Raw genomic sequence first — 24939 nt, 5'->3', positions numbered from 1 at the left:
GCCGGCCCCGGCTCGCGGCGGGGACGCGGGCCGGGGCCGGGTGAACGGCGGTCAGTGCGACCGGCCGGTCTCGTCGGGGCTCGACTCCTGGGCGAGCTCGGCCTTGAGCCGGTCGCGCTCGGCCTCCAGGTCGGCGATCTGGCCCTCCAGCTCCTCGCGCATCTGGAGGTCCTGGCCGGAGTCGCCGAAATCCTGCGGGATCGAACCGTAGTCCGAGCCGAGGTCGGCGTCCTCACCGCGCAGCCGGCGCAGCGACGCCTCGACGTTCTCCAGCCGTTTTCGCAGGTCAGAAGAGCTCATGCCGGCTCATATTCCCGCCCGTTCCCGCACATAACGCGACGGCCCGCCGGGAAGTGGCCAAGAAAGGGTCGACGCAGGGGGTGGACGCCGCCGAGGGGTCATTCGGAGGACCGCGACCGCGGCTGATCTTTGGCGTCTGCGGTGTCCGCTGCGTCCCCGGTGTCCCGGGCGTCTGCGGCGTCCGCGGCTGAGATGGCCGCGTCGATCGCGGTGACGAACGACTCCAGATCGTGGGAGCCCTCGTACTGGTCGCCGTTCAGGAAGAAGGTCGGCGTCCCGCGCACGCCCGCCCGCCAGCCCGCCTTCTTGTCCTTGGCGACGCGGCGCTCCAGCTCCTTGACGTCCTCCCAGGGGAAGAAGCCCATCCGCTCGGAGTAGCCGAGCAGGTCGCGGTCGTTCAGTTCCAGCTGGTGGGAGAAGAGCACGTGGTGCATCTCCCAGAACTTGCCGTGGGCCGCCGCCGACTCGGCGACCAGCGCGGCGGGCATGGCGTGCGGGTGGATCTGCTGGAGCGGGAAGTGGCGGAACACCAGCCGCAGCCGGTCGCCGTAGCGCGCCTTCAGCTCGTCCAGGACGGGCTGGACGGCCCCGCAGTACGGGCACTCGTAGTCGCCGTACTCGATCAGCGTGACCGGGGCGTCCGCCGGGCCGAGCACGTGGTCGCGCTCGCCGACCGGAGGCGGCGGCTCGGGCGTGAAGTCGAGATCGGCGGCCGACGAGGACGGCGGCGCGCAGACCCCGCCGCGCCGCCAGGCCAGCTTGAAGATCAGCCAGCCGAGCCCGGCGGCCAGCACCGATCCGGCCAGGATGCCGATCTTGGCCTGGGACTGGAGCTGGGGCAGGTCGGCGAAGGCCAGGTCGGTGATGAACAGCGACACCGTGAACCCGATGCCCGCGACGGCCGCGCCGCCGAGCAGCTGGCCCCACACGAGGTTCCCGGGCAGGTCGCCCCAGTTCAGCCGGAGCGGCAGCCAGGTGCCGAGCGTGATCCCGGCGAACTTGCCGACGACCAGGCCGAGCACGATACCGATCGTCACCGGCGAGGTCGCGGCGCGGCGCAGCGACTCCGGGTCGAGCCGGACGCCCGCGTTGGCCAGCGCGAACAGCGGGACGATCACGTAGCCCGTCCACGGGTGCAGCAGGTGCTGGAGCAGGTCGTTGACCGAGACGGTCGAGGCGACCGACCGGCGCGCCCGCCGGGCCAGCTCGGGGCTCGGGTCGCGCTGGAGCGCCTGCACCAGCTCCCCCGCGCGCAGCCGCTCGGTGTCGGGCGGCGCGTACACGTTCACGAGGACGCCGAGCAGGATCCCGGCGATCGTCGGGTGGACGCCGCTGCGCAGCACCGCCACCCACATCAGGAAGCCGAGCAGCAGGTAGACCGGGCCGCGCCCGACGCTCAGCCACCGGACGGCCACGATCAGCGCGAACAGCAGGACGGCGACCGCCAGCGGCCCGAGCGACAGGTCGCGGGTGTAGAAGACGGCCACGACCGAGATCGCGCCCAGGTCGTCCACCACGGCGAGGGTGAGCAGGAAGACCCGCAGCGGCTCGGGGCAGCGCGCGCCGATCACCGCGAGCAGGCCCAGCACGAACGCGGTGTCGGACGCCATCGGGACGCCCCAGCCGCCCGAGCCCGTCCCGCCCGCGTTGACGGCGTAGTACAGCACGGCCGGGACGATCATCCCGCCGAACGCCGCCACCGCCGGGACGGCCGCCACCCGCCGGTCGCGCAGGTCCCCGACCTTGAACTCGCGGCTGATCTCCAGCCCGATGACGAAGAAGAACAGCGCCATCAGGCCGTCGTTGACCCACTCCTTGAGCGTCATGCCGAGCTCGTACCGCCCGGCCGTGACGGAGAAGTGGCTCTCCCAGAACCGGTCGTAGGTGTCGTGCCAGGGAATGTTCGCCCACAGCAGCCCGGCGAGGGTCGCGGCGAGCAGCAGCAGCGTGCTGCCGCTCTCGGTGTTGAGGAACGAGCGCAGGCCGTCCGGGACGACCCGGGCGGTCACAGGCCGCTCCGCCATCAGAGGCGGATCACGGTCTTGCCGCGCGCTCCCCCGCGCCTGGCGTCGGCGATCACCTCGGGCACCTCGGCGAGATCGACCTCCCGGCTGACGTGCACTCTCAGCTTCCCGGCGTCGATCATCCCGGCGAGCTCGGTGAGCAGCTCCCCGGACGGCTCGTTCCGGAAGTTGATCCCCTTCACGTCGCGCCCGGCCAGGCCCTCGACGTCCGCCTGCCCGATCAGGGACGCCACGACGCCGCCGCGCTTCACCGCCCTGGACAGCCGGTCCACGCCGTCCGCGTCCTCGACCAGGTCGAGCAGGACGTCGATCCCGTCCGGGTGGCCGCCGTCGATCGCGTCGAACAGGTCCTTCCCGGCGTAGTCGACGGTCTCGTCCGCGCCGTAGTCCAGCATCAGCTCGGTCATGTCGGGCCCGGCGGTCGCGATGACGTGCGCGCCCCGCATCGCCGCGAACTGCACCGCCTGCTGCCCGACGCCGCCGGTCGCGCCGACGACCAGGACGGTCTTCCCCTCGTCCACGCCGGCCGCCCCGACCAGGTTGTAAGCGGTCATCGACGCCATCGGCACGGCCGCGGCCCGACTGTAGATCATCTCGGCGGGCATCATCGCGATCGGGCCGTCCTGCCGGACGAGCGTGTACTCGGCGTAGCTGCCGAGGCCGCGCGGCGCGCCGAAGAACGACCCGTACACCTGCTCGCCGGGACGGAACCGGTCCACGCCCTCGCCCGCCGCCTCGACGACGCCCGCGCCGTCCTGGCCGAGGATCAGCGGGAACCGGACCGGGACCGCGCCCTCGAAGTCGCCGTCCGCGACCTTCCAGTCGAACGGGTTCATCCCGGCCGCGACGAGCTTGACCAGCACTTCCCCGGGCCCGGGTTCGGGCCGGTCCAGATCCATGAGCGACGGCGTCGCGCCGTACTCCGACACGGCGATGGCACGCATGCGGCTCCCCCCTGTTCCCCCGTCGGGGATGATCTACCCAGGGCGCGCCGGAACACACGACCGCGCAGGTCAGCGGCCTATCCGCGCGGTGCGCGGGAAGGCTCAGTGCTGGGGGCCGCCGCCCGGCTTGGGGCTCGGGGAGAGCGTCGGCGGCACGGTCGGCGAGGTGTCGGGGCCCCTGGTGTCAGGGCTCTTCGTGTCGCCGCCCTTCTTGTCCTTCTTGTCCTTCTTGTTCGGGTCGGTCTCGCCGTCGCCCATGCTGAAGTAGTGCGACGGCGGGTCGTGGAAGTCGGTCGCGGACGTGCCGTCCAGCGCCCCGGACATCGTGTCCTGCCAGATCGGGGCCGGGATCGTCGCGCCGAAGACCTCGCCGTAGCACTCCCCGTCCATGCACAGGTCGTCCATCGGGTACTTGTAGCCGCCGCGCGGGTCGCCGACCCAGACCGCCGACGCCAGGTCCGGCGTGTACCCGGCGAACCAGGCGGCGGAGAAGTTGTCCACGGTGCCGGTCTTCCCGGCCGCCGGACGCCCGATCCCCGACCCGGCGGCGGTCCCCTTGGTGAGCACGCCCTGCAGGACGTAGTTCACCGCGTCCGCGACGCCCTTGTCGATCACCTGCTTGCAGCCCGCGGTCGGCACCTTGAGCCGCTTGCCGTCGGTGCCCGTGATCGACGTGATCGCGATCGGCTTGCAGTACTTGCCGCGCGCGCCGAACGTCGCGTAGGCCGCCGCGAGCCGCAGCGGCGACACCTGGTTGAAGCCGAGCGTGAACGACGGGTACTCCTCCAGCGGCTTGCCGTTGGCCTGCCGCATTCCGAGCTTCTCGGCCATCTGCACGGTCTCGCAGAGCCCGACCTCCTTCTCCAGCCCGAGGAAGAAGGTGTTCACCGAGTGCCACGTGCCGGTGACCAGCGAGAACTGCTTGCCGCCCTCACCGTCGGCGGCGTTGCGCAGCGAGGCGTTCGGGTCGCCGACGCGCTTGCCGTCGCAGTTCCGGTAGCCGGTCGGGGTGAACTCGGTCGGCGCGTCCATCATGGTGCCGAACGGCATGTCGTCCTGGAGCGCCGCGGCCAGCGTGAACACCTTGAACGTGGACCCGGACTGCATGCCGATGCTCGACCCGTGGTCGGCGTCGGCGGCGAAGTTGATCCAGGTCTTGCCGCGCTGGCTGTCCGGGCCGAGGTCGCGGTCCACCGCCATGCCCTTGATCGCGCCGGTGCCCGGCTCGACCAGCGCCTCGGCGGCGGCCTTGTGCGCGGAGTTCTTCGGCGGGACGTGCCGGTCCACGGCCCTCTGCGCCGCGTTCTGCGTCTTCCAGTCCAGCGTCGTCCGGATGGTGAGGCCGCCCTGCTTGAGCAGCTTCTCGCGGTCCGCCCGGGTCTTTCCGAACGTCGGGTTGGTCAGGATCTCCCGCTGCACGTAGTCGCAGAAGAACGGCGCGGCGCTGCTCACGCAGCCGTTGCGCGCCTCGTGCACGTGGAGCTGCACCGGCTGGCCGGCGGCGGCGTCGGCGGTCGCCTTCGGGATCCAGTTCAGCTCCGCCATCCGGGCGAGCACCACGTCGCGGCGCTGGCGCGCGACGGCCGGGTGGTTCACCGGGTCGTAGGCGTACGGGTAGCGGACGACGCCCGCCAGCAGCGCCGCCTCCGGCAGCGTCAGCTTCGAGGCGTTCTTGGAGAAGTAGTGCCGGGCCGCGGCCTCGATGCCGTACGCGCCGTCGCCGAAGTAGGCGATGTTCAGATACCGGCGGAGGATCTCGTCCTTGGAGAACCTCTTCTCCACCGCGACCGCGTAGCGCAGCTCGCGCATCTTGCGGCCGGCCGAGACCTCCGTCGCGCCCTTGCGCTCGCTGTCGTTGGTGGCCTGCGTCAGCAGCAGGTTCTTGACGTACTGCTGCGTGATGCCCGACCCGCCCTGGGTGACCTGCCCCGAGCCGAGATTGCTGATCAGCGCGCGCAGCGTGCCCTTGGAGTCGAGCGCGCCGTGCTGGTAGAACCGGCTGTCCTCGATCGCGAGGACGGCCTGGCGCGCGACCGGCGCGATCTGGTCCAGCGGGACGTCGATGCGGTTCTGGTAGTAGAACGTCGCGATCGAGCCGCCGTCCGCCGCGAGGATCGTGGAACGCTCCGGCACGCCCCCGGTGTCGAGGCCGTCCGGGTCGTCCTCGAACCATCCGGCGGCGTCGCGGGTGGACACGCCCGCCGTGAACGCCGTCGGCAGCAGCAGGAGCGCGACCAGCACTCCGGCGAGCGCGCCGAACCCGAACAGGCCCCGCACGGCGCGGAACTTGTCCTGCGTCTCGTCGTCCCGTAGACCAGGCAGCACGGGCCCCAGGGTAAACGGAGGACCACGGGCGGGCCAGACCTTCGCCGATCTTCGTTCACCGATCGACGCGGCGCCGGAGCGGTCAGCCGGCGGGGTCGGCGGGGTGCTCGCGCTCCCAGGCGCGGACGCGGTCCGCGAACTCGCGGGACGCCGCGCGCAGCTCCGCCTCGGCGTCCACGCCCTCCGCCTGCGCCTGCCGGACGAGCGCGAACAGCCGCGTGACCAGGTCCGACCCGGCCACCTCGTAGGCGTCCTCGGGCAGCTCCACGCGGGCGGCGCGGCGCTGCAACTGGGCGGCGAGGCTGAGCGCGGGCTGGCCCATCGGCACCCCGTCCAGGACGGAGGCGTCCGCGCCCCTCTTCTCGGCCCGCTCGGCGGCCTTGATCTGCTCCCAGTTCGCGTTCACCTCGTCGGCGTCCCGGACGGTCACGTCCGCGAACACGTGCGGGTGCCGCCGGACGAGCTTGTCCACGATCCCGGCGGCCACGTCGTCGATGGTGAACGCGGTGTCGTCGTCCCGCTCCGACGCGACGACCGCGTGGAAGGCGACCTGCATCAGCACGTCGCCGAGCTCCTCGCGCAGCGCGCCGTAGTCGCCGGTCGCGACGGTGTCCTCGACCTCGTAGGCCTCTTCGAGCAGGTACTTCACCAGCGACTCGTGGGTCTGCTTGCGGTCCCACGGGCACTCGCGGCGCAGCGTGTCCATGACCGTGACCAGGTCGAGCAGGCGCGCGCCGGGCAGGTCGTAGGAGCCGTGCAGCACCTCGACGTCGAGCGGGTCGTCCACGACGCGCCGCCCGATGTCGCGCATCAGCCGCTCGTCGCCGTCCTGCGCGGCGATCCAGAGGACGCCCTCCCGCCGCGCCAGCTCGACCAGCGCGGCGGGGTCCGGGTCGGTGACCTGCTCGGCCCGCACCCCCGCCTCGGCGAGGTACGGCAGCAGCGGATGGTCGTTCCGCGCCAGCACGCGCGGGGTCGAGCGCAGCGCCTCCCAGGCGCGCCAGGTCAGCAGACCGGGCGCCACCCGGTGGGACGTCGCGAGCAGGATGAGACTCATCGGTCAGCGCACACCTGATTCATGGGCGGACAGCCGGTACACGACCGGGTTGATCGCGACCTTGGTCGGGTCGAAGGTGCCGAAGCGGGGGTTCACGCGGACCTTCAGCTTGCGCGCGGCCTCGCCGAGCGCCTGGTCGAACCGCTGCATCGCGCGCTGCGCCGCCGGCGAGTCGCGCGTGTGGTCCCAGCCGAACCTGTCCATCAGCAGGAGCTGGATGGCGTTGAACCGGGCCACGTCGCGCACCCGGTCCTTCGGCAGGCCCGCGGCGAGCGTGGTGGACACCGCGTTGGAGTTCGGCGTCTGGTCCATCAGGGCGATGGCCTGGTCGACGTCGCCGCCGGTCGGCTCGACCCCATGGTCCCTGGCCGCCTGGTCGCCGACCTTGAGGAAGACCAGCGCGGTGAGCGTCGCGCGGACGTCGGACTCGCTCGCCGCGTCCCCGCCCATCTGCTGCTGCTCGGGCGGCTCGGCCCGGTTCGCGCTCGCCTGCGGGTCGGCCTTGAACTCCGGCCACCAGTCCCGGACGGTCCGGTCCAGCCCGGAGACGCTGATCCGCTCGTCCCCGACCAGCGCGGCGGCGCCCGCCTTCACCGGGCCGCCGCCGCAGCCGGACAGCAGCACGACCGACAGCGGCAGCGCCGCCAGTGCCGTGATCCTCGTCGTTTTCATGATCGGCACCCTAGGCCCGCGCGGGTTCGAGGAACAGGGCCTCGACGAGGTCGGTGGCCCATTTGAGCAGCTCCTGGTCGCGCAGTGGCGTCCCGCCGAGCGGCTTGGTCTTGGGCGCCGGGACCAGCAGCGTCCGGGTCGCGGGCTTGAGCAGGCTCTTCGGGTAGAGCCGCTGGAGCCGGACCTGCCGCGAGTCGGGCAGCTCGACCGGGGCGAACTTGACGAAGTTGCCCTGGACGACCACCTCGCTGAGCCCGGCCCGGCGCGCCTTCGCCCGGAACCGCGCGACCTCCAGGAGGTTCAGCACGGGGACGGGCAGCGGGCCGAACCGGTCCTTCAGCTCGTCGGCGACGGCCGCGATCTCCTCGTCGGAGGTGATCGCCGCGATCCGGCGGTAGGCGTCCAGGCGCAGCCGCTCGCCCGGCACGTACTCGTGCGGCAGGTGCGCGTCCACCGGCAGCTCGACCTTGGTCTCCGGAAGCTCCTCCGCGCGGGACCCGCCTTCCTTGAGGTCCCGGACGGCCTCCCCGACCATCCGGACGTACAGGTCGAACCCGACGCCCGCGACGTGCCCGGACTGCTCCGCGCCGAGGATGTTGCCCGCGCCGCGGATCTCCAGGTCCTTCATCGCTACGTACATGCCCGCGCCGACCTCGGTGTGCTGGGCCAGCGTCGCGAGCCGCTCGTGCGCGGTCTCGGTCAGCGGCGTCTCCGGCGGGTACAGGAAGTAGGCGTAGGCGCGCTCCCGGCCGCGTCCGACGCGTCCGCGGAGCTGGTGGAGCTGCGACAGGCCGTACATGTCGGCGCGGTCGACGATCAGGGTGTTGGCGTTCGGGACGTCCAGGCCGGACTCGACGATCGTGGTCGCCACGAGCACGTCGAAGTTCTTCTCCCAGAAGTCGACCATCACCTTCTCGAGCTCGTGCTCGTTCATCTGGCCGTGCGCGACCGCGACCCGCGCCTCCGGGACGAGCTGCTGGATCTGCGCGGCGACCTTGCCGATCGAGCGGACCCGGTTGTGCACGAAGAACACCTGGCCCTCGCGCAGCAGCTCGCGCCGGATCGCGGCGGCGATCTGCTTCTCCTCGTACGGCCCGACGAAGGTCAGCACGGGGTGCCGCTCCTCCGGCGGGGTGAGGATCGTGGACATCTCGCGGATGCCGGTCAGCCCCATCTCCAGCGTGCGCGGGATCGGCGTCGCGGACATCGCGAGCACGTCCACCTGGGTGCGCAGCCGCTTCAGCTCCTCCTTGTGCTCGACGCCGAACCGCTGCTCCTCGTCGATGATCACCAGGCCGAGGTTCTTGAACCGGGTCTGCGCCGACAGCAGCCGGTGCGTGCCGACCACGACGTCCACGGTGCCCTTGGCGAGGCCGTCGAGGGTCTCCTTGATCTCGGCCTCGGTCTGGAACCGGCTGATCGGCTTCACGCTGACCGGGAACGCCGAGAACCGCTCGGAGAAGGTGGACAGGTGCTGCTGGACGAGCAGCGTCGTCGGCACCAGCACCGCGACCTGGCGTCCGTCCTGGACGGCCTTGAACGCCGCCCGGACGGCGATCTCCGTCTTGCCGTAGCCGACGTCGCCGCAGATCAGCCGGTCCATCGGGACCGGCTTCTCCATGTCGGACTTGACCTCCTCGATGGCGGCGAGCTGGTCGGGCGTCTCCACGTAGGGGAAGGCGTCCTCCAGCTCGCGCTGCCACGGGGTGTCGGCGCCGAACGCGTGCCCGGGGCTCGCCATCCGCGCCGAGTACAGCCGGATCAGCTCGCCCGCGATCTGCTTGACCGCCTTGCGCGCCTTCGACTTGGCCTTCTGCCAGTCCGCGCCGCCGAGCCGGTGCAGGCTCGGGGCCTCGCCGCCGACGTAGCGGGTGAGCTCCTCGAGCTGGTCGGTCGGGACGAACAGCCGGTCGCTCTTGGCGTACTCCAGGATCAGGTACTCGCGGGTCGCGCCCTGCACGGTGCGGCTGACCATCTCGACGTACCGGCCGACGCCGTGCTGCTCGTGCACCACGTAGTCGCCGGGCCGGAGCTGGAGCGGGTCGATGCCGCCGCGCCGCCGGGACGGCATGCGCCGCATGTCCTTGGTGGACGCCTTCTGCCCGGACAGGTCCGTCTCGGTGAGGACGGCCAGCTTGACCTCGTCCCAGACGAAGCCGTTCTCCAGCAGGCCCGTGGACACGTTGACCAGGCCGGGCTTCGGCTCGTTCGCCAGGTCGGTGAGGGCCGCGCCGAGCCCCTCCTCGCCGATCAGCTGGACCAGCCGCTCGGCCGGCCCGTGCCCGGCGGTCACCAGGACGACCCGCCAGCCGCCGTCCACCCACGCCTTGAGGTCGGCCATCACCTTGGCGGTGTCGCCCCGGTACGCCTCGGCAGGGTGGACGCCCAGGTCGAGCTCGTCCTCCTGGGTGAGGGCCGAGACCGTCCAGCGGTACAGGCCGAGCGCGTCGTTGTGCTCGACGACGTCCTCCAGCGACCGGAACGCCGCCGCGCCGAGGTCGATCGGGGCCGCGCCCCCGGCCGCCGCGTTCACCCAGCTCGCCTCGAGGAACTCCTGGCTGGTGCGTACGAGCTCCGCCGACCGGGTGCGGATGCGCTCCGGCTCGCAGACCAGCAGCGCCGACCCCTTCGGCAGCAGGTCGGTGAGCAGCTCCATGCGCTCGGCGAGGACGGGCGAGAACGCCTCCATGCCCTCGACGGTGTCGCCGTCGGCGATGCGGAGCAGGATCTCCTCCAGCGCCGGATGCCGGTCGGCGAGGTTCTTGGCGCGTTCCCGGACGGCGTCGGTCAGCGGCAGCTCGCGGCACGGCGGGGCCCACAGGCCGTCCTGCGCGATCTCCAGGGAGCGCTGGTCGGCGGCCTTGAAGTAGCGGATCTCCTCGACCGTGTCGCCCCAGAACTCGACCCGGAGCGGGTGCTCCTCGGTCGGCGGGAACACGTCCAGGATGCCGCCGCGCACGGCGATCTCGCCGCGCTTCTCCACCAGGTCGACGCGGTGGTAGCCCGCGTCGACGAGCTTGCGGACGACGTCGTCCAGGTCGGCGTCCTCGCCGGAGCGCAGCCGCACCGGTTCGAGGTCGGCCAGGCCCGCGACGATCGGTTGCAGGACGGCCCGGACGGGCGTGACCACCACGTCCAGCCGTCCGCCGAGGCCCTCGTCCGCGCCGGGGTGGACCAGGCGGCGTAGCACGGCGAGCCGCTGGCCCACGGTGTCGGAGCGCGGCGACAGCTTCTCGTGCGGGAGGGTCTCCCACGCGGGGAAGTGCGCCACGCGGTCGGCGTCGAGCAGGCTGCTCAGCGCGGCGGCGAGGTCCTCGGCCTCGCGGGCGGTGGCCGTGACGGCCAGCACCACGCCGCCGTCGCCGCCGTTCCCGGTCCGGCGCAGGGCGCGCGACAGCGCCGCCCCGAGGATCGGCCAGAGGGACGGCGGAGCGACCACGGACCGGGGGTCGTCCGGGCTGGCCAGCGCCGTGCGCAGGGTGTCGTCGGAGTACGCGAGATCAACAAGTCCAGAAAGCGTCATCACTGCCTGCAACGTCATCGCCCCGCCGAACAATCCGCGGCGTCGCCCGCCGCGACCCGATTCGGGGCAGCCCGAAAACCCGGAAAAGCCGATGGCCCACCGGTGTCACCACCCACCCTACGCGGCGGCTGCGACACCCCGCGCGGACTCCTGCGCACTGGGACTCCTGCGCACTGGGACTCCTGCGCACTGGGCGCCCGCGCGCCGCGTCCGCGGTTATTCGCTTCGCGGATACGACAACGGCGTCTAGAATGAGACATAAATGTCGCACCCGAGACGTTGTGGACGGACATGCGCAGCACGGACGAGATCATCGGCGCGGCGATCCGCTGCCTGAACGCCGACCCGACCGCCTCGATGGCCCAGCTCGCCGAGGCCGCCGGGGTGAGCCGCGCCACCCTGCACCGGCACTTCGCCAGCCGCGAGGACCTGCTCCGGGCGCTCGGCGAGCGCGCCACCCGGCGCTGGGAGGAGTCCCAGGACGCCGCAGGGATCGACGCCGCCGCCGCGTCCGGCGATCCCGACCGGCTGGCCGCCGCGCTGCGCGCGCTGCTGACCGCCTTCGTGGCGGACGCCGACGACTTCGGCTTCGCGCTCACCGACCACTTCGTCAACCGCGTCCCGGAGCTGGTCGCGTGGGGCTCGCGGCTGGAGGAGCGCGAGATCGCGTTCTACACGGCCTGCCGGCGGGCGGGGGTGCTGCGCGCGGACCTGCCGGTCCGCTGGGTGAGCAACACCGTGTACGGACTGATGATCAGCGTGCGGGAGAGCCTGCGGCGCGGGGATGTGGCCCGCCGCGACGTGCCCGCCCTGCTGATCGAGACCTTTCTGACCGGCGCGGGAGGCGCGCCGGGAAGCGTGGACGACGGGGGGACGAGATGACGACCGCCGAGCCGGTCGAAACGGGACCGACGGGCCGGAACATCGCGGCGACGCGCCGCGACACCGGCACCACGGGCAGCGCGGCGACGGGCCGGGACACCGGCATTACGGGCCGCGGCGCGGCGACGGGCCGGGTCACCGGCACGACAGGCCACGACGCGACGATGGGCAGCGACGCGGCGGCGGGCGGCGACACCGCGCGGGCAGCCGGGCACGGCGCCGCGCGGGCGGCGCTGCCGCCGCCGCATCCGCGCAGGTGGGCGGGGCTGGCGGTGCTCTCGGCGAGCCTGCTGCTCGTCGTGATGGACATGACCGTCCTGAACGTGGCGCTGCCGGAGATCGCCGCCGACCTGCGGCCCGGCTCGATCTCGCTGCTGTGGATGGTCGACGTCTACTCGCTGGTCGTGTCGGGCCTGCTGGTCACCTGGGCGGCGGTCGGCGACCGGTGGGGACGCAAGCGGATGCTGCTCACCGGGTTCGCCCTGTTCGGGCTGGCCTCGCTCGCCGTGCTGTGGGCCAACACGCCCGGCGCGGTGATCGCCGTCCGGGCGGTGCTCGGCGTCGGCGGCGCGATGATCATGCCGTCCACGCTGTCCATGATCCGGAACCTGTTCCCCGACCCGCGCGAGCGCGCGACGGCGCTCGGCATCTGGGCGACCACGGCCGCGCTGGGCGGCGCGCTCGGCCCGATCCTCGGCGGCGCGCTGCTGGAGGCGTTCTCCTGGCACTCGGCGTTCCTGGTGAACGTGCCGGTCATGGCGGTCGCGCTGGTCGCGGGATGGCTCCTGCTGCCGGAGTCGCGCAACCCGAGGCCGGGCCCGTGGGACGCGCTCGGCGCGCTGCTGTCGATCGTCGGCATGGTCGCGCTCGTCTACGCGATCAAGCATTTCGGCAAGGACGGCGTCACCGGCGAGGCGCTCACCGCGGCCGCCGCCGCGGTCGTCGCGCTCGGCTGGTTCGCCCGGCGCTGCCTGCGCCGCGAGCACCCGCTGCTGGACATCCGGCTCCTGCGCGGACGGGCGTTCTCCGCCGGCGTCGTCACGGCGCTGACCGTGAGCACGGCCGCCGCCGCGACGATGCTGCTGCTCGCGCAGTGGATGCAGGTCGTCCAGGGGTACTCGCCGCTGGAGGCCGGGGTCCGGCTGCTGCCCGAGGCGGTCGGCGCGGCCGTCTTCTCGCCGCTCGCCCCGGCCATCGCGAACCGGATCGGCGCGCGGGCCGTGCTGTCCGGCGGGCTGCTGCTGATCGGCGCCGGGTTCGTGACGCTGTTCCTCGGCCCGCAGCCGCTCGGCTACCCGACCGTGGCGGCGGCGCTGCTCGTCGTCGGGATCGGGCTCGGCGCGCTGGCGGTGGCGTCCGCCGTGATCATGGCGGGCGCGCCCGCCGAGCGGTCCGGCAGCGCCGCCGCGTTCGAGGAGACCAGCTACGAGCTGGGCGGCGCGCTCGGCGTGGCGATCCTCGGCAGCTTCGCGGCGGCGGTGTTCCGGCACGGGCTGCCGGTGTCGGACCTGGCGTCCGCCGGGATCACCGGCCGCGCCGCCGACCAGGCCCGCGAGTCGATCGCGGGCGCGGTCGAGGTCGCCGGGCCGGCCGGCGCGCACCTGGTCGAGGAGGCCAAGGACGCCTTCACCACGTCCCTGGAATGGACGGGCCTGGCGGGCGGTGCGCTGATGCTCGCGGCGGCCGTCGCGGTGTGGCTGCTCACCCCGCGCGACCTGGACCTCGCCGAGGCCGAGCACTGACGGGCCACCGGCGGCGGGCACGGGCGGCGGGCACGGGCGGCGGGCATGAGCCGGCGGGCATAAGTCGGCTCAGAACCCCACCAAGAAACGGCAACCGGCGGACGCTGCGCGATCTTCCGGTTACGCTGCGACGTTGTGACCGAACTGCGCACGACACCGGTCAACCCCGGCGAGCTGTTCTCCGCACGCGTCCGCCAGCACGGCGCCGAGCGTCCGCCGCAGCGGCTGCGGCTGCTGGAGGCGGGCTGCGGCTGGGGGCACGCGCTCGACCTCGGCGACCTGGACTTCGAGATCATCGGCGTCGACCTCGACCTGCCCGCGCTGCGCGACCGCACCAGCGCCCGCGCCGACCTCGACGAGTGGCATCTGGGCGACCTGCGGGCCGTCCCGATGCCGCCGCGCGCCTACGACGTGGTGCACGCGCCGTACCTGATCGAGCGGCTCCGGAACGCCGAGCTGGTGCTCGACCGGATCGTCGCCTCGCTCAAGCCCGGCGGGCTGCTGCTCGTCCGGATGCGCGACCGCGACACCGCGTTCGGGTTCCTCGACCGGAAGGTCCCCCGGCCGCTGCGCCGGATCGCCGTCCGCACCGCCGCGGGCCGCGTCCCCCTCCCGGTCCGGGCCTCGCGGCATCCGCACGCCCCGCCCGAGCCGGACGGCCCGCCGGAGCACGCGTCCGGAGGGTCGCTGCCGCCGCCCGCGCCGACCGTCTACGACCGGGTGGCGTCGCGGGCCGGGATGCAGTGGTACTGCGGGATGCGCGGCCTGGTCGTCGCCGAGGAGTACACCTCGCGGGACTGCATGACCGCGCTCGGGGCCGGGACCGGCCTGGTCGCCGCGGCGTGCCGGGGCGTGGCGACGGCCAGCCGGGGACGGCTGCCCGCCACCCACTCGGAGATCGCGCTGGTGATCCGCAAACCGCAGAACCGGTACGCCCGCGTGATCTGACCGACCGCACCGAAGGTGCGCGGACGACCGCGGGCTCGGTATTTTTCTGCGGAAACCCCTATTGACCTGGATCGGCCCGGCCCCCGCCGGGCGGGATCGGAGACCGCGGTGACCGCCGAAGCCGGCCTTCCCGACATGCTGCGCGACCTGCCCACCTGGACGCCCGACCCGGTGGAGCTCGCGGATCTGGAGCTGCTGCTGTCGGGGGTGTACCGGCCGCTGCCGGGCTTCCTCGGGGCGTTCGACACGGCCATGGTGATCGCGGGCGGACGGCTCTCCGACGGAACTCCGTGGCCGGTCCCGGTCACGCTGACCGTCCCGAAGGACCTCACCGCGCACGAGCGGGTCGTCCTGCAGGACCCGGAGGGCGTGCCGCTCGCCGTCCTGACCGTCACCGAGGCCTGGCAGGACCCGACCACCCAGGGCTGGCGCCTCGCCGGCCCGCTGGAGCCGCTGCGCGCGCCCGCGCACGGCCCGTTCCACCGGCTCCGGCGCCGTCCGGACGAGATCGAGCCCGTCGAGGGGCCGGTGCTCGCCGTCGCGACGCGCGAGCCGCTGCACCGGCGCGCCCTCGGCCAGATCCGCCAGGTCGCGGAGCGGCTCGGCGCGCGGGTGCTCGTCCTGCCGCTGCTGAGCGGCGTGCACGACGAGTCGCTCGTGCGCGCGGTGCTGGCCGTCCGGCGGGAGCTGCCGGACGGCGCGCAGGTCGTCCCGGTGCCGCTCCCCGTCCGCCCGGCGAGCGGCGACCGCGCCCAGGACGCCACCACCCCCGCCCGCGACTCCGGACGCGACGCGTCCCGCGACGGCAGCCGCGACGCCGGACGTGACGCCGGACGCGACGGTGGGCGGGACGCCGGTCACGACGACGAGCGGGACATCCTCTTGCGCGCGCAGGTCGCCGCCGCTTACGGCGCGACGCACCTGCTGGCGTCCACCGAGGTCGAGGGGACCGCGATCCCCGTGGTCGTCCCGGAGCCGTGGGCGTTCGACGCGGACGTGGAGGTGTGGCGGCCGGTCGCGCGGATCGCGCCCGACCACGTCCAGGCGGAGCTGACCGCCGAGCAGCTCGGCGACCTGCTCGACCGCGGCGAGCCGATCCCCGACTGGTTCACCCCGCCCGCCGTCGCCGCCGAGCTGGCCGTCGCGCGCCCGCCCAAGCACGAGCGCGGCCTCACGGTGTTCTTCACCGGGCTGTCCGGCTCCGGGAAGTCGACGGTGGCGCGCGGCCTGTCCGATGCGATCGTCGAGCGCGGCGGCCGGACGGTCACGCTGCTGGACGGCGACGTCGTCCGCCGCCTCCTCTCGGCCGGCCTGACCTTCTCGCGCGGCGACCGGGACCTGAACATCCGCCGCATCGGGTTCGTCGCGGCCGAGATCACCCGGCACGGCGGCATCGCGGTCTGCGCGCCGATCGCGCCCTACGCCGCGACGCGCGCCGAGGTGCGCCGGATGGTCGAGGCGGCGGGCGACTTCGTGCTCGTCCACGTCTCGACGCCGCTGGAGGAGTGCGAGCGCCGCGACCGCAAGGGCCTCTACGCCAAGGCCCGCGCCGGGCTGATCCCCGAGTTCACCGGCGTCTCCGACCCCTACGAGGAGCCCGCGGACGCCGACCTCACCCTCGACACCTCGAAGCTGACCCCGGACGAGGCGGTCGCGCGCGTCGTGGACCTGCTCACGGCCGGAGGCTGGCTCCGCCCCGAGTGATCCATCCCGAGTTGATCCGCCCCACGTGATCCGCCCCACGTGTTCCGCCCCACGTGATCCGCCCCACGTGATCCCCGCCGCCGGGGTCGGGCTTCCCCCCCGGCGGCACCGCCTCGTACCCTGTTACGAGGTTTTCCTGTATGTCTGGTAGGTCATGCCGATGCACTTTGATTGGGCGATGGCGGGCGGCTCGTTCCTCGTGGCCGTCGTCGTCGGGCTGACCGGCATGGGCGGCGGGGCGCTGATGACCCCGATGCTCGTGACGTTCTTCGGCGTGAGCCCGCTGGCCGCGGTGTCCAGCGACCTCGTCGCGGCGGCCGTGATGAAGCCGGTCGGCAGCCTGGTCCACCTGCGCCGCGGGACGGTGAACCTGCGGCTGGTCGGCTGGCTGTGCGCCGGGTCGGTGCCGTCCGCGTTCGCCGGGGTGCTCGTCGCGCGCGCCCTCGGGGACGGCGCGTCCGTGCAGGACGTGGTGCAGAAGGCGATGGGCGTGGCGCTGCTGGTCGCCGCCGCCGGGATCGTCGTGAAGGCGTGGATGAGCCGCAGGCGCGCGGACGCCGGCGAGGGCGAGGACGAGAACCCCGAGATCGCCGTCCGGCCGCTGCCGACCGCGCTGGTCGGCTCCGCCGGCGGGCTCGTCGTCGGGATGACCTCGGTCGGGTCCGGCTCGCTGATCATCGTGGCGCTGCTGGCGCTGTACCCGGCGCTGCGCGCCAACCAGCTCGTCGGCACCGACCTGCTCCAGGCCGTGCCGCTGGTGTTCTCGGCCGCCCTCGGCCACCTGCTGTTCGGCGACTTCCAGATGGAGGTCACCGGCGCCCTGCTGGTCGGCTCGATCCCCGGCGTCTACTTGGGATCGCGGATCTCCTCGCGCGCGCCGGGCGGGATCATCCGGCGCGTGCTGGCGTTCGTCCTAGTGGTGTCCGGCCTGAAGATGTTCGGGGTGCCCGCCGTCCCGCTGGCCTGGACGATGGTCGGCCTGGCCGCCGCGGGCGGCCTGCTCTGGCTGTACGGGCGGCTCCTCGCCCCGGCCCGCCGCCCACGGCAGGACGGCCCCGGCGGCGTAGGTGAACCCGGCCGTCAGCAGGCCGGAGACCAGCCAGCCGCCGGCCACGTCGGTGATCCAGTGGCGTCCTAGGTCGAGGCGCGTGTAGCCCTCGACCGCGCCGAGCAGGACGACCAGGGTGAACGCGGCGGCGATCCAGCGCGGGTTCGACGCCCAGCGCATCCCCCGTGCGCGCGCGTACTGGAAGATCAGGAAGACGCAGAAGCCGCCCTGCGCGAGCAGCCGGATCGTCGCCCCGGACGGGTAGGTGCCCGGATTGGTCGGCGGGTGGCCGCGGTCCACGAGCGCGGCGAGCGCGAGCTGCCCCCAGTACTGCGTCAGGAACATCACCGCGATCAGCACGACCGGGACCCACCGGCGGCGGCGCGCCAGCAGCAGCGTCACCACCATGGAGAAGACCGCGAAGTAGCGGGTCGCGGGCCGGTCGCCGACCTGCGTGACCTGCGCCATCAGCCGGGTCCAGCCGCCGTGCAGCCGGTGCGCGGTGATCCAGTCGTAGACCGGCCAGTCGATCGCGTGCTGCCCGAACCGGAACGCCACCAGGCGCCCGAACGGCCACGCGACGACCAGCGTCGCGCCGATCACGGCCGCGGTCAGCAGCGCGTACGCGCCCCACGGCCCGAGCGCCCGGACGAGCTCGGCGCGCGCCAGCAGGAACCGCCGCCGGACGGCCGCGACCGGGTTCGCGCCGTCCGTGCCGCCCTTCAGGGCGTCCGCGACCCGGCCGACCAGAGCCGGGCGGACGACGAACGCCAGCCCGGCGCCGGCGATGACGGCGAGCACGACGGCACCGCAGAGCAGAACTGGCATGCGGCAACAATAGCCACTGGAAACGCCCGAACTAGCCCGAAACCCCTCGCGCAGCGGCCAGTTCGGGCTGCTCCCGCCCGGCCGGACGCGGATCGTCGCGGCGCAGCAGGAACCAGAGCAGCGCCGCCGAGACCAGCCCGCCGCCGCCCAGGCAGTACGGCGCGAGCGCGGCGTGGCTCGGCGCCGCCGCCAGCAGGCCGAGCAGCACCAGCAGCCCGAAGGCGCTCTCGACGCCGCGCACGGCGAACACCATGCGGGACTTCTTGCGCGCGGTCGCGAGGCTCGCCAGCGGGAGGGTGCAGGCGAAGCACACCGCGTAGATGCCCCAGCCCGCGAGCGCCGTCCGGTTCACGTCGAACGAGCCGCCGGTGACGACCGGGCCGAGCCAGTCGACCAGGACGATCCCGCCGAGGCTCAGCACCAGCGCGATGCCGGCCATCAGACCGCACGCGCGCAGCGCCGCGCGGGCGGGCATCGGCGTGCCCTCCCGCTCGGCCTTGGCGAAGTCGCCCAGCAGGAACCAGCCCGCGCCGTTCACGAACGTCATCGCGGGCGCGAGCAGCAGCCGCGCCGCCTCCACCCCGGCGAGCGCCGCCGTGGACGCGAACGCCGCGATCATGATGCGGGCGAGCAGCAGCGCGCCCGGCCGGACCCCGGCCTGCACCGACCGCCACCAGGCGAACCCGAGGATCTCCCGCAGCGCCGTCCCGCGCAGCGGCGCGCCCGCGTACTCCTCGGCGGGCAGCCGCAGCCGCGCCAGCGCGATCGAGCCGAGGCAGCCGACGCACATCGCGCCGAGCAGCAGCTCGACCGAGCCGTCCACGCCGAGGCCGACCGCGAGGCCGACGGTGGCGAGCGTCACCACCAGGTAGGACGCGTCGTTGACCGTGAGCCGCCAGAACTCCATCCGGGCGGTGAAGATCCGCCGCCCGGTCTCGTTCAGCAGCCAGAGCGCCACGAGCAGGGCGAACAGCGCCGTCCCGGCCACTCCGGCGAGGCCCATCGCGACCGACACGACCGCGCCGACGACCGCGCCGGCGGTGACCGTCCCGGCGACCGACCAGATCAGGGCGCCCCGGACCTTCGGGTCGAACCGGTCGTACACGGTGAGCGTGTCGCCGACGAAGCTCGTCTGCACCGACGTGATCATGACGAGCACGGCGAAGAACAGCGCGTACGCGCCGTACCCGGACGCGCCGAGCGTCCGCGCCGCGAGCGACTGCACCACCAGGCTCCCGCCCGCGGTGACGAACTGCACCGCCACCGCGCCGCCCGCCGACGACAGCAGCTTCGCGGCCTTGCCCGCGAACCGTCCGCCCATCAGTCGCGGTCGAACCGCGTGAGCGGCGAGTCGCCGGACAGGATCCCGGCCCCGTTCCCGGCGACGTCCTTCTTGTCCTCGCCGTCGGCGCCCTTGGTGCCCTTGGTGCCGTCGGACGAGCCGTTGGCCGCGCCCTTCACCGAACCCTTCGACGACGTGCCGTTGGACGGCTTGCCGGACTTCCCGGCGGCGGCGAGCATCTCGTCGTCCACGATCCGGAGGTCCTCGACCGTCCGGCCGGGGTCGCCCGCGAGGTCGGCGGGCTTGGCCTCGGTCTCGCCGGCGCCGTCGCCCTCGTCGCCGGGCTGGGGCGGCGTCATGGACAGGCCGGTCTCCAGCGCCTTCGCGGGATCGCGGAACGACCCGTCGTCGCGAGACGAGCCGCGCGAGTGCGCCCCGCCGGAACGTGCCCGCCCGTTGGCGCCGCCCTGCCCGCGCCCGGACGCGACGGGCGGCCCGTCCTCGCCGACGGTGCTCTTGGGCGTCCCCGCAGCAGCCGGAGCGGCAGCGGCCGGGGCGGGACTCGCAGGGGAAACACCCAGCTCAGGCGCACGCCCAAAGCTCGAACCGGTCCCGGTTCCGGTCCCGGGCGCCGTCCCGGCCCCGGTCGCCGAGTCGGACGAGGTCCGAGGGCCTATCAGCGGGTCGGACGAGCGCGAGTCGGTGCCCAGCGGGTCGGATGGCCGCACGTCAACGCCCAGCGGATCGGACGGTCGCACGTCGGCGCCCAGCGGATCGGACGGCCGCGGAGCGGCGGCGGGCCGGTTGGCCGAGTGCCGCCCGCCCGTGGACGTGCCTCCGGCCACGCGCCGCCCGTCCGGCTCGGACGCGGGCTGCGCGCGCCGCTCACCGCTGCCGGACGCCCCGAACCCGCTGCCGCCCGCAGTGCCGTTGACAGAGCCGCCGGCAGCGCCGTTGGCAGGGCCGCCGGCAGCGCCGTTGGCAGGGCCGTTCACGCTGCCGCTGACGGTGCCGTTGACGCCGGAAGCGCCCGGACGGGCCCCGAAGTCCGCGCGAGGGGCGGGATCGACCGGACGGGAGTGGCTGGGCGAGTACGAGGGCGAGGCGGGGTTCGGCGGGGTGCTCTGGCGCGGCGCGGGGCCGCTGTACCGCTGGTCGGCGGCCTGCCTGGGGTCCTGGATGATCCGGTTGGGGCCGGTGTTGCCCGGCGGGAGCGCGGGCCGGGGGGCCGCGCCGTAGACCTCCTCGTCGGTCCAGATCCGCTCGATGCGGCGCTCGGGCCCGGACGGCCGGGGCGACCGGGACCCGACCCGGCGCAGCGGCCCGCCCGAGGTGGCGCGCAGGAAGGACACGACGCAGGCGAGGATCGCGCCGATGGCCAGCCCGATGACCGCGTTCTGCGGCATCTGGTCGGGGGTGGAGGCGCGCGGATCGGCGTTGTCCACGAACTGGACGCCGTCGTTGGCGTTCGCCCGCGCCGACAGGACGCCGCTCTCCTGCGACTGGAGCTTGGCGAGGTTCGCGGCCAGCACCCGGCCTTCGCGCGTGCTGGCCGGCGTGGTCTCCAGGTTGCGGGTGATCTCGCGCTCGCTGTCCTGGATCTTCTTCAGCTGGTTGTCGAGCTTGGCGGTCGCCGTCGCGATCGTCTCCTCCTGGTACGCCTGGACGACGGCGTTGGCGATGAGGGCCGCCTGCGGCATGTCCCCGCCGGAGGCGTTGACGATCACGACGCCGCTGTCGGGCTTGGTGGAGGTCTTGACCCGTCCGCGCAGGGACGCGGCGGTCAGCGCGGGGCCGTGCTTGGACTTGATGATCTCCGCGGCGCGGCCCAGCACCGGCGCCGATCCGGCGAACGCGGCGCGCTGGGCGGTGTAGGCGGCGTAGCCGGGTCCCGACACCACGCCCTGGCGCAGGACGTTGTTGTTGTTGGTGGGGTCGGTCACGGCGAACCGGGCGGTGGCGGTCGCGCCGCCCAGGAAGAACGCGGTCGCCGCGACCGAGGCGAGCACGCAGGCCACCACGATGAGGGACGACATCAGCCGGTAGCGCCAGACGGCCTCGACGAGACTGATCTCGGACGCGGCCGGAGGGGCGGTGCTCGGTGCGGTCATCGGGTTGCTTCTCATCCTCTGGGAGGTCGGGCGGGTCCTTGCGGAGGGTAGGCGGTGCCGGGCGGGGCTCGCACCGGGAGGTCGGGCCGGCGACCGGGTCTGGACGTCGGTTCGGACGATCGGGTCAGGAGGTCGGTTCGGGCGATCGGCTCAGGAGGTCGGGACGGTCAGGGCGGTGACGGCCTCGCGCAGCTCCCGGTGGTAGCGGGCGGTGCCGAAGCGGGCGGCGGCGTCGGACCTGGCCCTCTTCGCCCTGGTCAGCGCCGCGTTCCAGTCGTCCAGCAGGCGGCTGATGCCGTCCGCCAGGGCCGCGGGGTCGGCGGGGGGCACCCGCACGCCGGTCTCGCCGTCCACGACGATCTCGGTGAGGCCCTGCGTGGCGGAGACCACGACGGGCCGTCCGGCCAGCATCGCCTCCACGGCGACGTTACCGAACGGCTCGACCCGCGAGGGCACGATCGCGAGGTCCGCTTCGGCGAACGACTCCCACACCGAGGGCCGGAATCCGGCGAACTCGATCGCGGCGCTGCCCGCCGCCAGGTCGCGCAGCTCGCGCTCGAACCACTCGTAACCGGGGAAGACGTCGCCGACGAGGGTCAGCCGGACCGGGACGCCGCGGTCCTCCAGCAGCCGGACGGCCCGGACGGCGACGTCGGTCCCCTTGCGCGGGGAGAGCCGTCCGACCAGGACGATCCGGGCGGGCCCGGTCAGCACGGCGCGCGGCTCGGGGACGGGGGCGGGCGGCTCGTCCACCCCGTTGTAGATGATCCGGGCGCGGCGTCCGGCCGAGCCGAGCGCGGCGGCGCTCGCGCGGCTGTTGACGATCACGGTGCGGGCGAGGCGCAGCGGCGCGGCGAGGGCCGCGCGCACCGGGCCGGGCACGCCGTCCTCGGCCTCGTGGACGTGGCAGAGCGCCGGGACGCGCGCCAGCCGCGCCGCGACCAGCCACAGCGGGATGGTCACGGTGTTGACGTAGAGGGCGGCGGCGCGCTCGCGGCGCAGCAGCCGCCAGGCGGCCGGCAGCGTCCGGGCCGCCGCGAAGGCCAGCCGGAACAGCCCCGCCGGGCTCATGTACGCCTTGCGCAGGACCGGAACCGGGAGCACCTCGACCCGCGCGCCGGCTTCGCGAAGCGCCTGCGACAGGGGGCCGTCCGCCGGTAGCGTCACCAGGACGCGCCAGTCGCGGGCGAGCCCGCGGACCGATTCGACGAGCATCCGGTCCGAGCCGTAGAGATCCGGCGACGGATGTGCCAGCACCACCACGGGTCCGCTTTCTCGCTGGCCCACGCTTCCCCTTCCGCCGCATCTGGCAGGCTTTGATAGAACAGACTCCCGCAACCCTCAGATTAACTCCGCTTTACCCCTGAACGCGCGGAGCCCGTCCGGTCCTCCCCCGCCGGCCCGGGCAGCAGCCCCAGGGAACGCTATCGACGCAACGGAGGCTCCCCGTGCGCATCGCCATGATCGGCACCCGTGGTGTACCGGCCCGCTACGGCGGTTTCGAGACGGCCGTGGAGGAGATCGGCCGCAGGCTGGCCGCCGCCGGGCACGAGGTCACGGTCTACTGCCGTGGCGAGCGCCATCCGGAGGGCACCTATCTCGGGATGCGGCTCGTCCACCTCCCCGCCGTGGAGCGGAAGGTCGCCGAGACGCTCAGCCACACCTCCCTGTCCGTGGCGCACGCGGCGGGCCGCCGCCTGACCGGGCGCGGCCCGGACGCGGCCCTCGTCTTCAACGCGGCGAACGCCCCGCTGCTGCCGGTGCTGCGGGCGCTGCGCGTCCCGGTCGCCACCCACGTGGACGGCCTGGAGTGGAAGCGCACCAAGTGGAGCGGCGCGGGCCGCCGCTACTACCTGGCCGTCGAGAGGCTCGCCGTCCGCTGGTCGGACGCGCTGATCGCGGACGCGATCGGCATCCGCGACTACTACCGGGACAAGTTCGGCGCGGAGTCGGTCTTCATCCCCTACGGCGCGCCCATCCTGGAGAGCCCCGACACGGCCAAGCTCGCCGAGGCGGGCTACAAGCCGGGCGAGTTCCACCTGGTCGTGGCGCGGTTCGAGCCGGAGAACCACGTCCACCTGGCGATCGAGGGGTACCGGCGCAGCGCGGCGCGGCGGCCCCTGGTGGTGGTCGGGTCGGCCCCGTACGCCGACGAGTACACCGCCCGCCTGCGCGAGCTCGCCGGCGACGACCCGCGCATCACGTTCCTCGGCGGCGTCTGGGACCAGGACCTCCTGGACGCCCTGTACGCCGGCGCGCTCACCTACGTCCACGGCCACTCGGTCGGCGGGACGAACCCGTCCCTGCTGCGGGCGATGGGCGCGGGCGCGTCCGTCCTCGCCTACGACGTGAACTTCAACCGCGAGGTGCTCGGCGAGGACGCGGGCCGCTTCTTCGGCGACCCGGCGTCGCTCGCGCGGGAGATCGAGCTGGCGGAGGCCGATCCGGGCCTGGCCGCCGACCGCGGCCGGGAGGCCCGCAAGCGCGCCTCCGAGCGGTACGTCTGGGACGACGTCGCCCGGCACTACGAGCGGCTCTGCGAGGACCTCGCGGCCCGCCGCCTCACCCGCCGCACGGTCCGTCCGAAGCGATGACGGCGTTCCAGCCGGGCGCGTTCGTGCGCGCGCCGGGGGCCGGGAACGTCCTGGTCCCCGTGTCGTCGCGGCGGGCGGCGCTGGCCGGGGTGGCGCTGCTGACGAAGTCGAAGCCGGTCGCGGTGGCGGCGCAGTGGGCGATGTACGGCGCGGTGGCCGTGGCCGGTCCGCGCGTCCTGCCCGGCGCGCGCACGTCCTGGGACGCACCGGACGATCCGGCGCTCTGGAAGGACGTCGCCGGAAGCGTCGGCGAGTTCGACGGCGTCGCGGTGTACGAGCGTCCGCAGGCGTCGCGGCGCGGCGGTGTCGCGGCCGTGCTGCTCCGAGCGGGGCGTCCTGTCGGTTTCCTGAAGGTCCGGACGGAGCCGGGCGAGCTCGACCGGGAGGAGCGCGCCCTCCGCGCGTTCGCGGACGGATGCTCGCCGGCCTTCCGCGTCCCGATCGTGCTCGGCCGGGGCGAGGCGGCGGACGGCCACTGGATGGTCATCGAGGCGATGCCGCCGCGTCCGGCGCGTCCGGTGCGGCGGCCGGACCTCGCGGGCGTCGTCGAGGCCGTCCGGGAAGCGCTGGCGCCCGTCCTGCCGCGCGGCGCGGACGTGCCGTCGCACTGGCTGCCGATGCACGGCGACCTCACCGCGTGGAACCTGCGCGTCTGCGGGCGCGGCCTGCCCTGGCTCATCGACTGGGAGGACGCGGCGTGGGCGCCCCCGCACGCCGACCTCGTCTACTACCGCGCGACCGCGAGCGCGGCCCTCGGCGCTCCGCTGGGCGCGCTGCCGCCGGGCACCGGTGAGGCCGCCGCCTTCTGGGCCGAGCGCGTCGCGCGGCGCTCCGGCGGCGACCACGACGCGGCCCTGAACCAGCGCCTCCTGGACATCCTGCGCGCGCTCTGAACGGCGCGCAGAAGCGGCGAAGCCGCCGTCCCCGGCGTCCGGGGACAGCGGCTTCTGCCTTG

The 24939-nt window shown here is 73.9% G+C and carries 17 protein-coding genes and 1 pseudogene; 7 read left to right on the top strand and 11 right to left on the bottom strand.

Annotated features, from left to right (window positions below; all coding sequences use genetic code 11):
* Positions 1 to 51: 51 nt before the first annotated feature.
* From ACFPCY_RS27200 to mfd, 7 genes are all read right to left on the bottom strand, one after another.
* A complete protein-coding gene (locus tag ACFPCY_RS27200; RefSeq protein ID WP_378259672.1) occupies positions 52 to 300 on the bottom strand; it encodes a hypothetical protein in 249 nt (82 codons plus the stop codon).
* Between the two features lie 98 nt (positions 301 to 398).
* Positions 399 to 2309 carry a Na+/H+ antiporter NhaA gene (gene nhaA, locus ACFPCY_RS27195; protein WP_378259671.1) on the bottom strand — a complete coding sequence of 637 codons (1911 nt, stop codon included), beginning with the start codon at positions 2307 to 2309 and terminating at the stop codon, positions 399 to 401.
* A 14-nt stretch (positions 2310 to 2323) separates the two neighbouring features.
* Entirely contained in the window at positions 2324 to 3268 is a 945-nt protein-coding gene (locus ACFPCY_RS27190) for an NADP-dependent oxidoreductase (protein WP_378259670.1), read from the bottom strand.
* A gap of 102 nt (positions 3269 to 3370) precedes the next feature.
* Entirely contained in the window at positions 3371 to 5593 is a 2223-nt protein-coding gene (locus ACFPCY_RS27185) for a transglycosylase domain-containing protein (protein ID WP_378259669.1), read from the bottom strand.
* An 82-nt stretch (positions 5594 to 5675) separates the two neighbouring features.
* Positions 5676 to 6650 (bottom strand): nucleoside triphosphate pyrophosphohydrolase, encoded by a 975-nt coding sequence (locus ACFPCY_RS27180; protein WP_378259668.1) that lies wholly within the window; start codon positions 6648 to 6650, stop codon positions 5676 to 5678.
* 3 nt (positions 6651 to 6653) lie between these two features.
* Positions 6654 to 7322, bottom strand: coding sequence for a SurA N-terminal domain-containing protein (locus ACFPCY_RS27175; RefSeq protein ID WP_378259667.1), 669 nt, complete (start codon positions 7320 to 7322; stop codon positions 6654 to 6656).
* 10 nt (positions 7323 to 7332) lie between these two features.
* Positions 7333 to 10845 carry a transcription-repair coupling factor gene (gene mfd, locus ACFPCY_RS27170; protein ID WP_378259892.1) on the bottom strand — a complete coding sequence of 1171 codons (3513 nt, stop codon included), beginning with the start codon at positions 10843 to 10845 and terminating at the stop codon, positions 7333 to 7335.
* A 291-nt stretch (positions 10846 to 11136) separates the two neighbouring features.
* On the opposite strand from mfd, the gene ACFPCY_RS27165 reads away from it, so the two are divergent.
* From ACFPCY_RS27165 to ACFPCY_RS27145, 5 genes are all read left to right on the top strand, one after another.
* Positions 11137 to 11727 carry a TetR/AcrR family transcriptional regulator gene (locus ACFPCY_RS27165; protein ID WP_378259666.1) on the top strand — a complete coding sequence of 197 codons (591 nt, stop codon included), beginning with the start codon at positions 11137 to 11139 and terminating at the stop codon, positions 11725 to 11727.
* Positions 11724 to 13469, top strand: a complete 1746-nt coding sequence (locus tag ACFPCY_RS27160; protein WP_378259665.1) for an MFS transporter — start codon at positions 11724 to 11726, stop codon at positions 13467 to 13469. Before ACFPCY_RS27165 ends, ACFPCY_RS27160 begins: the two co-directional genes overlap by 4 nt.
* A 135-nt stretch (positions 13470 to 13604) precedes the next feature.
* Positions 13605 to 14417, top strand: a complete 813-nt coding sequence (locus ACFPCY_RS27155) for a class I SAM-dependent methyltransferase (protein WP_378259664.1) — start codon at positions 13605 to 13607, stop codon at positions 14415 to 14417.
* Positions 14418 to 14525: 108 nt separating this feature from the next.
* The gene (gene cysC / locus ACFPCY_RS27150) at positions 14526 to 16121 is read left to right on the top strand and encodes an adenylyl-sulfate kinase (protein WP_378259663.1); all 1596 of its coding nucleotides are present in this window, start codon (positions 14526 to 14528) and stop codon (positions 16119 to 16121) included.
* A 160-nt stretch (positions 16122 to 16281) separates the two neighbouring features.
* Positions 16282 to 17259, top strand: a complete 978-nt coding sequence (locus ACFPCY_RS27145) for a sulfite exporter TauE/SafE family protein (RefSeq protein ID WP_378259662.1) — start codon at positions 16282 to 16284, stop codon at positions 17257 to 17259.
* Here the strand turns inward: ACFPCY_RS27145 and ACFPCY_RS27140 are convergent.
* From ACFPCY_RS27140 to ACFPCY_RS27125, 4 genes and pseudogenes are all read right to left on the bottom strand, one after another.
* Positions 17242 to 17514 (bottom strand): annotated as a pseudogene (locus tag ACFPCY_RS27140) (hypothetical protein); the annotation flags it as partial. The gene ACFPCY_RS27145 and the pseudogene ACFPCY_RS27140 overlap by 18 nt on opposite strands.
* Positions 17515 to 18028: 514 nt before the next feature.
* Positions 18029 to 19318: an MATE family efflux transporter gene (locus ACFPCY_RS27135; RefSeq protein WP_378259661.1), complete on the bottom strand. Its 1290-nt coding sequence runs from the start codon at positions 19316 to 19318 to the stop codon at positions 18029 to 18031.
* Positions 19318 to 21390 carry a hypothetical protein gene (locus ACFPCY_RS27130; protein ID WP_378259660.1) on the bottom strand — a complete coding sequence of 691 codons (2073 nt, stop codon included), beginning with the start codon at positions 21388 to 21390 and terminating at the stop codon, positions 19318 to 19320. The genes ACFPCY_RS27135 and ACFPCY_RS27130 overlap by 1 nt, the downstream gene beginning before the upstream one ends.
* A gap of 150 nt (positions 21391 to 21540) precedes the next feature.
* Positions 21541 to 22677: a glycosyltransferase family 4 protein gene (locus ACFPCY_RS27125; RefSeq protein ID WP_378259659.1), complete on the bottom strand. Its 1137-nt coding sequence runs from the start codon at positions 22675 to 22677 to the stop codon at positions 21541 to 21543.
* A gap of 161 nt (positions 22678 to 22838) precedes the next feature.
* On the opposite strand from ACFPCY_RS27125, the gene ACFPCY_RS27120 reads away from it, so the two are divergent.
* Together ACFPCY_RS27120 and ACFPCY_RS27115 are read left to right on the top strand one after the other, a co-directional pair.
* Positions 22839 to 23984: a DUF1972 domain-containing protein gene (locus tag ACFPCY_RS27120; RefSeq protein ID WP_378259658.1), complete on the top strand. Its 1146-nt coding sequence runs from the start codon at positions 22839 to 22841 to the stop codon at positions 23982 to 23984.
* On the top strand, positions 23981 to 24877 hold the full coding sequence (locus ACFPCY_RS27115; RefSeq protein ID WP_378259657.1) for a phosphotransferase: 897 nt from the start codon (positions 23981 to 23983) through the stop codon (positions 24875 to 24877). Before ACFPCY_RS27120 ends, ACFPCY_RS27115 begins: the two co-directional genes overlap by 4 nt.
* Positions 24878 to 24939 lie beyond the last annotated feature (62 nt).

This window comes from Actinomadura gamaensis (assembly GCF_042652125.1).
Lineage (GTDB): Bacteria > Actinomycetota > Actinomycetes > Streptosporangiales > Streptosporangiaceae > Spirillospora > Spirillospora gamaensis.
The sequence above is the reverse complement of the archived record's forward strand: the minus strand, read 5'-3'. Positions and strand labels throughout refer to the sequence as shown.

What these genes read in the sequence shown, in the direction of transcription:
- ACFPCY_RS27200 (WP_378259672.1), bottom strand. Translation starts at nt 300, where the DNA reads ATGAGCTCTTCTGACCTGCGAAAACGGCTGGAGAACGTCGAGGCGTCG.
- ACFPCY_RS27190 (WP_378259670.1), bottom strand. Translation starts at nt 3,268, where the DNA reads ATGCGTGCCATCGCCGTGTCGGAGTACGGCGCGACGCCGTCGCTCATG.
- ACFPCY_RS27180 (WP_378259668.1), bottom strand. Translation starts at nt 6,650, where the DNA reads ATGAGTCTCATCCTGCTCGCGACGTCCCACCGGGTGGCGCCCGGTCTG.
- ACFPCY_RS27175 (WP_378259667.1), bottom strand. Translation starts at nt 7,322, where the DNA reads ATGAAAACGACGAGGATCACGGCACTGGCGGCGCTGCCGCTGTCGGTC.
- mfd (WP_378259892.1), bottom strand. Translation starts at nt 10,845, where the DNA reads ATGACGCTTTCTGGACTTGTTGATCTCGCGTACTCCGACGACACCCTG.
- ACFPCY_RS27165 (WP_378259666.1), top strand. Translation starts at nt 11,137, where the DNA reads ATGCGCAGCACGGACGAGATCATCGGCGCGGCGATCCGCTGCCTGAAC.
- ACFPCY_RS27160 (WP_378259665.1), top strand. Translation starts at nt 11,724, where the DNA reads ATGACGACCGCCGAGCCGGTCGAAACGGGACCGACGGGCCGGAACATC.
- ACFPCY_RS27145 (WP_378259662.1), top strand. Translation starts at nt 16,282, where the DNA reads ATGCACTTTGATTGGGCGATGGCGGGCGGCTCGTTCCTCGTGGCCGTC.
- ACFPCY_RS27135 (WP_378259661.1), bottom strand. Translation starts at nt 19,318, where the DNA reads ATGGGCGGACGGTTCGCGGGCAAGGCCGCGAAGCTGCTGTCGTCGGCG.
- ACFPCY_RS27130 (WP_378259660.1), bottom strand. Translation starts at nt 21,390, where the DNA reads ATGACCGCACCGAGCACCGCCCCTCCGGCCGCGTCCGAGATCAGTCTC.
- ACFPCY_RS27115 (WP_378259657.1), top strand. Translation starts at nt 23,981, where the DNA reads ATGACGGCGTTCCAGCCGGGCGCGTTCGTGCGCGCGCCGGGGGCCGGG.